Here is a 10,554-nt window from a genome sequence, read left to right on the forward strand (position 1 = left end):
CCGTATTCGTCCGCACCGAACACGGCTTCCAGGCCACGCCTGTCACGCTCGGGAGCCCCAACGGGGACAATGTGGTCGTGACGTCGGGGCTCAAGGGCGACGAACAGCTCGCCGGGCCGAACAGCTTCACCCTCAAGGCCGAGCTTGGAAAAGGCGAAGCGGAGCACGGGCACTGATATGATCGACCGCATCGTTACATTCTCCGTCGAGCGCCGCTGGTTCATCCTGCTCATGACGCTCATCGCCGCGGTCATCGGAGGCTGGGCGATTTCGCGCCTGCCGATCGACGCCGTTCCCGACATCACCAACAACCAGGTGCAGGTGAACATCACCGCGCCGGCTCTCTCGCCTGAGCTGGTCGAGAAGCAAATCGCGTTCCCGATCGAAACCGCTCTCGCGGGCGTTCCTGGCCTTGAATACACGCGGTCGCTGAGCCGCAACGGGTTCGCCCAGGTCACGGCCGTCTTTACCGACTCAACCGACATTTATTTTGCACGCCAACAGGTCGCGGAGCGGCTGCGGGTCGCCGAGGAAAGCCTGCCTGACGGTGCGGTCCCTACGATGGGGCCGATCGCGACGGGCCTCGGCGAAGTCTATATGTGGACCGTCCATTTCGAGCACCGGAAGGAAGACAAGCACAAACCCGGCGAGCCCGGTATGCAGCCCGACGGCAGCTACATCACGCCGGAGGGCGATCATCTTGTCAGCGAAGCCGATCAGGCGACCTACCTTCGCACCACGCAGGATTGGATCGTCGCCCCCCTCCTAAAAAACACACCGGGCCTTGCCGGCGTCGACTCTATCGGCGGCTATGTAAAGCAGTTTCAGGTGATCCCGGACGTCCAGCGGCTCGCCGCCCTCGGGCTCAACCTGACCGATCTGGCACGCGCCCTCCAAGAGAATAACGTCGGCGTCGGCGCTGGCGTCGTCGATCGGGGCGGCGAGGGCCTGGCTGTCCGTTCCGACGCTCGTATCCGCAATGTGGGCGAACTGGCCGGAACGGTCATCGCCACCCGTGAAGGCACGCCGATCCGGCTCGATCAGGTGGCGCAAGTCCGCCTCGGTCAAGCCATCCGCTACGGCTCGGCCTCCGAGAACGGCAAGGAGGTCGTCGTCGGGACCGCGATCATGCGGATCGGCGAGAACAGCCGCACCGTAGCATCGGCGGTCGCCGATCGGATCGGTGAAATCAACGCCTCGCTTCCGACCGATGTCGTAATTCAGCCGGTGCTCGACCGCACCGCGCTGGTCAACTCGACAATCAAGACGGTGGCGAAGAACCTGACCGAAGGCGCACTGCTCGTCATCGTCGTGCTGTTTGCGCTACTCGGCAATTTCCGGGCCGCCCTGATTGCGGCGCTGGTGATCCCGATCACCATGGCAATGACCAGCTTCGGGATGCTGCGAGGCGGCGTCTCGGCCAATCTGATGAGTCTTGGCGCGCTCGACTTCGGCCTGATCGTGGATGGCGCGGTTATCATCGTCGAGAACGCGCTAAGGCGCATCTCCGAACGTCAACATCACTACGCCCGAACACTGACGCTGGAAGAGCGTCTGTCTGTGGTGACGCAGGCCGCGCGCGAGATGATCCGACCTTCCGTCTTTGGACAGGCGATCATCATCCTCGTCTATGTGCCGCTGCTGACCCTCACGGGCGTCGAGGGCAAGACGTTCACGCCGATGGCGTTGACCGTCATCATCGCGCTCGTCTGCGCCTTCGTGCTTTCGCTGACCTTCGTGCCCGCCATGCTCGCGATCTGGCTCTCCAAGTCGGTCGAGGAAAAGGAAGGACGGATCATGTCCTGGCTCAAGCGCAAGTATGAGCCGGGACTTGATAAGGCGATGAAGCGGCCGACGCTGACCATGGGCGTCGGGGTCGGCGCGTTCCTCGCCGCCATCCTGACTTTCTCGTTCTTGGGGCAGGAGTTCCTTCCCCAACTCGATGAAGGCGACCTGACCGCGCAAGTGCTGCGCGTGCCGGGAACATCGGTCGATCAAAGTCAGGCGATGCAGTCGCGCATCGAGCGGGAAATCGGCACGCTGCCGGAAGTCCGGTTCGTGTTCTCAAAGACGGGCACGGCCGAACTGGCGTCGGACCCGATGCCCCCGAATATTTCGGACACCTTCATCATCATGAAGCCGCGTGACGAATGGCCGGATTCCGGTCTCAGCAAGGCCGAGCTGGTGGCGAAGGTCGAAAAAGTGCTTGAGGGCCTACCCGGCAACGCCTTCGAGATCAGCCAGCCCATCCAGATGCGCTTCAACGAGCTGATCGCGGGCGTGCGTGGCGACATCGCGGTCAAGGTGTTCGGCGACGACACCGACGCGATGAACAGGACGGCCAATGCGGTTGCGGCCGTCCTCCGCAAGACGCAGGGCGCGGCCGACGTTCGGGTGGAACAGACCGAGGGCCTGCCGATGCTCGATATACGTCCCCGCCGGGACATCATGTCGAGGCTTGGGATAACCGCGCAAACCGTGCAGGATACCATCTCGGCCGCGATCGGTGGTCGCGATGCCGGCATGATCTTCGAGGGTGATCGGCGCTTTGCCGTCACTATTCGCCTTTCGGACGTGGCGCGCGCCAATCTGCAAACGCTCGGCCAGGTGCCGGTGCCGCTACCGGGTGGCGGGTTCGTGCCCCTGCAAAGTGTCGCCGACATCGGCGTCACCGATGGCCCTAATCAAATCAGCCGCGAGAACGGCAAACGGCGCGTCGTCGTGCAGGCGAATGTGCGTGGCCGGGACGTCGCAGGCGTGGTGGCGGACGCACAGGCGGCGATAGCGGCAGAAGTGCGTCTGCCCGCCGGCCAGTATCTCGATTGGGGCGGCCAGTTCGAGAATCTGCAATCGGCGTCCGAGCGGCTGATGCTCGTAGTTCCGGCCTGCTTCGCGCTCATCATCCTGTTGCTCTACGGGGCCTTGGGAAGCGTGCGCGATGCGGCGATCGTGTTCACCGGCGTCCCGCTCGCGCTGGTCGGGGGCGTCCTCGCGTTGTTCCTGCGGGGAATGCCCTTCTCGATCTCGGCGGCGGTAGGGTTCATCGCCCTGTCCGGCATCGCGGTCCTCAATGGCCTCGTCATGGTGACGTCGATCCAAGGGCTGATGGCGCGAGGGATGGAGCGCGCAAAAGCGGCCCGTGAAGGGGCGATGATGCGGCTGCGGCCCGTCGTCATGACGGCGCTGGTCGCCAGCCTCGGCTTCGTGCCGATGGCGATTGCAAGCGGAGCCGGTGCGGAAGTGCAAAAGCCGCTGGCGACCGTCGTCATCGGCGGTCTGATCTCAGCAACGCTACTGACGCTGTTCGTGCTGCCGACACTCTACGCCCGCTATGGCCGCCGGGAGACGGACATTCCCGCGCCTGCCAAGCGGCCCGAAGAGACGACGGCCGATCTGGCGGAGGCTCCACTGTGAGCCTCCGTGTCGGCCGTATCCGAGCACCGGGGATGCGTCTTGTCGAGCGGCGGGCGGCTTTGCCGCCCACCGCATCGGAGAGCAAGGAACGGGCGATCAGGCCGTGAAGGAAATCACCTCCTTCGCCCTGAGCATTACGCCCATCAGGGCGTGGACTCATATCGCCGATCTGGCGGCGTTCGCGTTATGGCACCCCAGCTATCGCTTCCGGGGAAACGCCGCGCCAGGTGCGAGAGTCGGCCTCACCATTAGCCTGCTCAGAGGAGAACTCCCGCTAAAGGCCGGAGCTGAGATCATAGCCTATGAGCGGGCGCACTGCCTTGCGTGGCGCACCGGCCTCGGCGGGGTGCTCACCCTGCACGAAGAATATGCTTTCGACGGGCTCGGCGAACAGACGCGGGTTCGCCATACAATCACGATGGGAGGGATGCTGAGCCCGCTTGGCTATACGGTCCGGCGCGGGCTGCGCTCAGCAATGCGGGCACAGGATGCGGCCCTCGTCCGCTATCTCACCAAGCAAGCGCGCGGGAGCGGCTTCACAGTCAATCGTCGTCATCGCCGAGTCCGCAAGGCGCAACTTTCCGCGAAAGGCCGCTCATGACCGGCCCGGCATATTCGGGCGCGGATGCGGAGCGCCGCACCCTCTGGATCGTGTTGATCCTCAATGCGGGGATCGCCGTAGCTTTCCTGATCGCGGGAGTCACAGGCGATTCCAGCGCGCTGCTCGCCAATGGTCTCGACAACCTCTCGGACGCTGCGGTCTATGCGCTGAGCCTCATCGCCCTCAGTCGGGGCGCAAAATGGAAGACCCGTGCAGCCGCCGTGTCGGGGGTCATGCTCCTGATCTTTGCCGGCGGCATCCTTCTCGATGTCGGGCGGCGATACCTCCAAGGCAGCGAGCCTATCGGCGTTACCATGATGGCGATGTCTGCGGTTGCCGCCGTCGTCAATTTCGTCTGCCTCAAACTGCTGCAACGGCTGCGAGAGCCCGACGTCAATCTGCGCGCCGCGACCACGTTCAGTTTCAACGACTTCATCTCGAACGGCGGGATTCTTGTCGCCGGCCTGCTGGTCTGGCGGCTGGGCTCAAACTGGCCCGATCTGCTGGTTGGCTTTCTCACTGCGATCATCGCCATCAAGGGCGGCGTCGAAATCTTGCGCGATGCACGCAAGGAAGCGCGCCAAGCCAAGGAAGTCAGCCGATGATTGCCAAAGCTATCGGCCGCCGCACGCTGAGTCCTTCGGGTGCATGTGCGAGAACGGCCCGCGCCATGGCCGTTTCCCCCAAACAGCCATGGCGAACGGACAGAGGCGGGCGCGCGGGGCGAAGACTCGCGACAGCGCCCCCGTCGGGCGGACCGCACCGCTTACCCGAAACGCGATCCGCAAAGGACCAACGCCATGATTGAAAAGCTCCGTCTCGATATTCCCGTCCTGTTGCCCGACGTCACCGACGCGGCTGATGCCTGTGTCGCAAGGCTGATCGGCTCGCTTGAAGGCCGCCCCGGCGTCGAGCAGGCCCATGTCGTCGCGGCCAGCGCCGACGCGCCGGCAACTTTGTGCGTCCATTTTGACCCGCAAGTGGTGACGCTATCGCGCATCCGCGAGCTGGCCCGCGCTGCTGGCGCGAACATCGCCGATCGCTTCGGACATGCGATCTGGCGAGTTGAGGGGATCACCCATCAGCGTCGCGCCCGCACCCTGGGCGACCGGCTTCGCGCCCTTCCCGGCGTGCTGGAAGCTGAGGCGAATGTTTCTGGCCTGGTGCGGGTTGAGTTCGATAAGTCGGCGACGTCGGAAGAGGCGATCCTGGGCGCGCTGCGCGAGGCCGGCGCGCGACCGATCGGCGACAAGGCGCTGACGCCGGCCCCGGCCACGCCGACGCATGACCACGCCAAGGATCATGACCATCCTGCCGGCGAGAAGCATGACCACGATCACGCCCATGGCGGCCTGCTCGGGCCGAATACGGAGCTGATTTTCGCGCTGGCCTGCGGCGCGGCTCTGGCGATCGGCTTCGCCATCGAGAAGCTGGTGGCCGGCGCGCCGGATTGGTTGCCGCTCGCGCTCTACATCGCTGCCTATGGATTCGGCGGCTTCTACACACTTCGCGAAGCGATCGAAAATCTACGCCTCAAGCGGTTTGAAATCGACACGCTGATGTTGGTGGCCGCCGCTGGCGCGGCTGCGCTGGGAGCCTGGGCGGAAGGCGCGCTGCTGCTATTCCTGTTCAGCCTCGGCCATGCGCTCGAACACTACGCAATGGGCCGCGCTAAGCGCGCGATCGAGGCACTGGCCGAACTGGCGCCGCGCACCGCAATGGTGCGCCGCTCCGATGGCGGCACGAGCGAGGTTCCGGTTGAGGATCTCAAGCTCGGTGATGTCGTCATCGTGAAGCCCGATGAGCGCGTTGCGGCGGATGGTTTCATCGTGAAGGGGATCACCGCGATCAATCAGGCCCCGGTCACGGGTGAGAGTATGCCCGTCGATAAGCGGCCTGTGCAGGACGACGCGGCGGCCCGCGCCAATCCCGATCGGCTCGATGCGGCCAGCCGGGTGTTCGCCGGCACGATCAACGGCAGTGGTCTCATCGAAATCGAAGTGACCCGGCTGTCCACCGAAAGCACCCTCGCCAAGGTGGTCAAGCTGGTCAGTGAAGCCGAAACACAGAAATCTCCGACCCAACGCTTCACGGACCGATTTGAGCGGTTCTTTGTGCCGGCGGTGCTCGCGCTGTCCTTCCTGCTCCTGTTTGCCTGGGTAGTCGTTGATGAGCCGTTCCGCGACAGCTTCTACCGGGCGATGGCGGTGCTGGTCGCCGCAAGCCCCTGCGCACTCGCCATCGCCACCCCCAGCGCGGTCCTCTCGGGCGTGGCCCGTGCCGCGCGCGGGGGCGTCCTCGTTAAGGGCGGCGCTCCGCTCGAACTGCTCGGCTCGCTCGATGCCATCGCGTTCGACAAGACCGGCACGCTCACCAAGGGCGAGCCCCGCATACAGGAAATCATCCCTGTCGCGGGCGTGAGCAAGGAAGACCTGATGGCGGTCGCCGTCGCCGTCGAAGCACTGAGCGATCATCCGCTTGCCCAAGCCATCGCCCGCGACGGCCGTGACCATGTTGGCGATCAGGCGGTGCCGAAGGCCGACAACCTCAAGAGCCTCACGGGGCGCGGCGTGTCAGCCGTGGTGGGCGCTGATGAGGTGCTGATCGGAAAGGCAGAAATGTTCGGCGCCGACGGCGTGGCGCCCCTGTCGCCCGAGATGACGGCCGCGATCGAGAAGCTGCGCGAGGGCGGCCAAACGAGCATGGTCGTTCGCCGCGCCGGCAAAGACCTTGGCGCCATCGGCCTGCTCGACACCCCGCGAGAGGCGGCGCGGGATGCGCTCGAAAGGTTGCGCGCAATCGGCATCAAACGAATGATTATGATCTCGGGGGATCATCAGCGCGCCGCCCAAGCCATTGCCAAAGACGTCGGCATAGATGAGGCGTGGGGCGACCTCATGCCGGAGGATAAGGTCGAGGCGATCAAGAAGCTCCGCGCCGAAACCAAGGTCGCGATGGTCGGCGATGGGGTGAACGACGCCCCGGCAATGGCGACGGCTACGGTCGGCATCGCTATGGGGGCCGCTGGGTCCGATGTGGCGCTGGAAACCGCCGACGTGGCCCTGATGGCGGATGATCTGGCCCACCTACCGTTTGCGGTTGGACTCAGCCGCAGCACGCGATGGGTAATCCGCCAGAACGTCTTTGTGAGCCTAGGCGTGGTCGCCTTCCTCGTGCCCGCCACCATCCTCGGGCTCGGTATCGGTCCAGCGGTAGCGATGCACGAAGGATCGACGCTGCTCGTCGTGTTCAACGCGCTTCGGTTGCTGGCCTATCGTGATCCTGTAGCCCGCCGCAGCGATGCCCTTTAGCATCCGCCAACTGCGCTATGCGATCGCGGCCGCCGATCACGGGAGCTTTTATCGGGCTGCCCGAGCACTCGACATTGAGCAATCGACGCTTAGTCGGAGCATCCTCAAGTTGGAGGGCTCCATCGGTATGCCGATCTTCGAGCGCTCTCGTTCCGGCGTGACCACGACACTTGCCGGCAGTGCTTTCATACGCGGGGCAAAGCCGATGGTTGCCAGCGCTGACAAGCTCGTTGCGATGATGCGGGCTGCCGGCCAAGGACGGGCGGGCTGCCTGCGGTTAGGCCACAACAGCTCCGTCTCCGCCGGCAATCTACGAGCGACGATGATGAGCTGGCGTGAGGCACATCCTGATGTCGAAGTCGAGTGCGTAGAAGCCGACCGAAGTGTTTTACTCGCCGGACTCGATACTGGCGAGATCGACATCGCGATTCTCATGGGCACGGTCAGCCATGATGGATTCCGCTGTGAGCCGCTGTGGAGCGAACGATTGCTGGTAGCGCTGCCCACATCGCACCCGCTGGCGGAGAGGGAGATAGTTCATTGGACCGATCTTCGAGGCGAGCGTTTCATGCTACCAGTAGCCGATCCCGGCACCGAAATCCGGGACATGCTGCTTGGGCGGCTGTCAATGTTCGGCGCCAAACCGGACATCAGAATGCACCAATCGAGTCGCGAGACAATCCTGAGCGTCCTCGGTGGTGGCTCAGGTGTGAGCATCGTCTGCGAGGGCTCGACGGGCACCCACTACCCCGATGTCGTCTATCGACCGATTCACGGCGAACAAGGGCCGGCACTGACCGGATATTCGGGTTGCTGGCGAGACGATAACGGGAACCCCGCGCTGCGGCGGTTCCTCGGGTTCATCAAGACGCGCTATGCGCTGTATTTTGATTTCTCGGAGAAATTCCAGTAATATAGGTAGCTAGTTCTCGGAGTTCATCGCCATGTCGCAAGGCAAGACTGTCATCATCGTGCTTGTCACTTTGGTCATCGGCTTCACGGGCGGATTCGTCTTGCGGCCGGTGATTTCGCCGATCCAGCCTGCCGATACGATTGCTGCCACTTTGCCAGCGCCAGCGGCGCCTGCCGAGGCGCGCGGCACGCAGTATTTCGTCGCTCACATTGACGAAGCGCGTCAGGTAGTGGCCGGGTGTCGTGACGGCGCGGTGCGTGGCGGCGAATGCGCGACGGCCGAAGAAGCGATCATCAAGGTCGATGCGGCGGAGCGCCGGAGGAAGTTTCTCGGCAACTGAACAGCGCGGCGGCGTTCAGCCTTTCGCGCCTCGCCGCCCGCGCGAGAATCCTCGGTCGCTCGCCATGAACCGGGCGAGCATTGGACCGACCAGCTTTTCCGGCGTTACTGCATCGCCGCCGTTTTCGGCCGCCAGGGCGGCGGCATAAGCCGCGAGATCGCGGTGGACAGCGGCGGGCAGTTCCACGGTCAGCTTCACGGGTCGGTCGTCGACGAGCGGCCCTAGCTTCAACTTGGTCATCGCGGTCCTCCGATGGGTGCGAGCACGAGGTCGCGCGTAATGACCACGCGCAAGGGGTGCCCCGGCCGAATGGTGAGCGTAGGCTGCACGTTAAGCTGCCGTCGCACGATCTGTTGGCCGCTCTGATTAACAGTTGACTGCGTGCCACGCCGAATCGCGCGCGTAAGGTAGTCATCGCCATCCACGCCCAACTCGGCGCCGACGCCGAGCAATGTCGAGATCGCAGCGGCCTTGAGGAGATTTCCCCAATGCTGGTTCACCCGGTCCTGTAGCCCGGCGAACCCCGCGCCGTCAGCGCCGGGCTGGCGCTCGAGAACGATCGAGCGGCCGTCCGGCATGATGAGCCGATCCCAGGCAAGCAGCACGCGGGTCTGCCCGGCTGCGATTTCGCTATCATACTCGCCGATCAGTCTTGCGCCCTGCGGGATGAGCAGGATGCGGCCGGTGGGGCTGTCATAGACGTTCTGCGTGACCTGCGCGGTGATCTGACCGGGAAGGTCGGAGCGGATGCCGGTGATGAGCGCTGCGGGCACGATGCTTCCTGCCTGCACGATGTTGGGCGACACTGGAGCGCTTAGCCGCTCGGCGCTCACCGTGCGCTGGTTCGATGCCTGCGCCATGAACGCCCTTTTGCCGGCCTGATCGCCCTCGGCTACGGCCGCCTGCTGCTGCGCCGGCTGCGGCGCGTCCTGCCCCGGCAGGACCAGCGATGGAAGTCCCGCCGTCCCGGTGTTGCCCGCGTTGCCGCCGAGGAACACGCCGCTCATGCGCGCAGCATCGCGCTCTTGCTGCGCGCGCTGCCGGGCGGCTTCCTCAGCTTGCGCGCGGGGATCAGGGTGGCCCGGCTGCGCACCGACCGGCGGCACCGGCACGTTCTCGCCGCGCTGCTGGGCGGACACGATCGGTCGGCCGAGATCGCCCGGAAGCGGCGGGCCGAGACGCGGCGCCTGCGCATAGTCTCGCGGTCCCGACGTGATCGTCTCGGCCGTGGCGCGGTTCTCGGTGTTGTAGAGTTCTTCCGCCCGCCGCTCGCCGGCCGGTTTGAGCGCGTAGATCAGCGAGCCGCCGATGCCGAGCCCGGCGATGACGCCCATGACGCTCAGCGCCTTGCGCGACAGCCGCATCACGCGCGGCGGGTCGCCCCTAAGCTGGAATGGCCTCGGATCGGCAGGCGCCGGCTGCGGTGCTGCCGGCTCGGCGGCGGGCATATCGGTGCGATCGTTCACGGCCGCCGCTCCCGCCCATCGTTGCGCGCGATGCGGACGCGCTGCTCGCTGCGCCGGTCGCCCAAGCGTAGCTCGGCGGCGGCGAACAGGCGATCGACCACCATGTAGCGGCCCTGCACGCGGTAATTGACCAGCTCGGCGTCGCCGGCTGCGCCGGTCACGAACAGCGGCGGCATCTCGCCCTGCGAGATCCCGGCCGGAAACTCGATGAAGACCTGTCGGCCATCGTCGAACGCGCGGATCGGACGCCACGGCGCTCGGTCGCCGTCGATCCGATAGCGGAAGTTGAGCGCGGACACGTCCACGCCGCTCGCTGCGGGTGCGGCGGATGCTGCCGTCGCATTGGCGCTGCGCAGCGCGATGAGCTGGTCGTGCGGATAGGTCCAGGATACCGACGCCATGTAGGTCGAAGGCGTCGCGCGCAGCTCCAAGTGATAGGTGCGCCGGTCGGTGTTGATGACGAGGTTGGTGGCGATGTCGGGCCGCGTGGGCTTCGCGAGGATATGCAC

General features: G+C 65.2%; 9 protein-coding genes and 1 pseudogene. 7 read left to right on the forward strand and 3 right to left on the reverse strand.

The window, feature by feature from the left end; translation table 11 throughout:
- The 7 genes and pseudogenes from KAY22_RS19255 to KAY22_RS19285 all read left to right on the forward strand — a co-directional run.
- A pseudogene (locus KAY22_RS19255) lies at window positions 1–176 on the forward strand (efflux RND transporter periplasmic adaptor subunit); the annotation flags it as partial.
- Window position 177: 1 nt separating this feature from the next.
- Window positions 178–3,414 (forward strand): CusA/CzcA family heavy metal efflux RND transporter, encoded by a 3,237-nt coding sequence (locus KAY22_RS19260; RefSeq protein ID WP_296624894.1) that lies wholly within the window; start codon window positions 178–180, stop codon window positions 3,412–3,414.
- Window positions 3,415–3,517: 103 nt separating this feature from the next.
- Window positions 3,518–4,015: an SRPBCC family protein gene (locus KAY22_RS19265; protein WP_296624895.1), complete on the forward strand. Its 498-nt coding sequence runs from the start codon at window positions 3,518–3,520 to the stop codon at window positions 4,013–4,015.
- On the forward strand, window positions 4,012–4,620 hold the full coding sequence (locus tag KAY22_RS19270; RefSeq protein ID WP_296624896.1) for a cation transporter: 609 nt from the start codon (window positions 4,012–4,014) through the stop codon (window positions 4,618–4,620). The genes KAY22_RS19265 and KAY22_RS19270 overlap by 4 nt, the downstream gene beginning before the upstream one ends.
- Before the next feature lie 195 nt (window positions 4,621–4,815).
- Window positions 4,816–7,326 carry a heavy metal translocating P-type ATPase gene (locus KAY22_RS19275; protein ID WP_296624897.1) on the forward strand — a complete coding sequence of 837 codons (2,511 nt, stop codon included), beginning with the start codon at window positions 4,816–4,818 and terminating at the stop codon, window positions 7,324–7,326.
- Window positions 7,316–8,239: a LysR family transcriptional regulator gene (locus tag KAY22_RS19280; RefSeq protein WP_296624898.1), complete on the forward strand. Its 924-nt coding sequence runs from the start codon at window positions 7,316–7,318 to the stop codon at window positions 8,237–8,239. Before KAY22_RS19275 ends, KAY22_RS19280 begins: the two co-directional genes overlap by 11 nt.
- A 31-nt stretch (window positions 8,240–8,270) precedes the next feature.
- Window positions 8,271–8,579: a hypothetical protein gene (locus KAY22_RS19285; RefSeq protein WP_296624899.1), complete on the forward strand. Its 309-nt coding sequence runs from the start codon at window positions 8,271–8,273 to the stop codon at window positions 8,577–8,579.
- 15 nt (window positions 8,580–8,594) lie between these two features.
- On the opposite strand, the gene KAY22_RS19290 is transcribed toward KAY22_RS19285, so the two are convergent.
- The 3 genes from KAY22_RS19290 to trbG form a co-directional block, all read right to left on the reverse strand.
- Window positions 8,595–8,819 (reverse strand): DUF2274 domain-containing protein, encoded by a 225-nt coding sequence (locus KAY22_RS19290; protein WP_296624900.1) that lies wholly within the window; start codon window positions 8,817–8,819, stop codon window positions 8,595–8,597.
- On the reverse strand, window positions 8,816–10,027 hold the full coding sequence (locus KAY22_RS19295; protein WP_296624902.1) for a TrbI/VirB10 family protein: 1,212 nt from the start codon (window positions 10,025–10,027) through the stop codon (window positions 8,816–8,818). The genes KAY22_RS19290 and KAY22_RS19295 overlap by 4 nt, the downstream gene beginning before the upstream one ends.
- A 14-nt stretch (window positions 10,028–10,041) precedes the next feature.
- Window positions 10,042–10,554, reverse strand: a 513-nt coding sequence (gene trbG, locus KAY22_RS19300) for a P-type conjugative transfer protein TrbG (protein ID WP_296624901.1), incomplete at its 5' end; no start/stop codon positions are given.

The organism is Rhizorhabdus sp. (genome assembly GCF_018006725.1).
Classification (GTDB): Bacteria; Pseudomonadota; Alphaproteobacteria; order Sphingomonadales; family Sphingomonadaceae; genus Rhizorhabdus.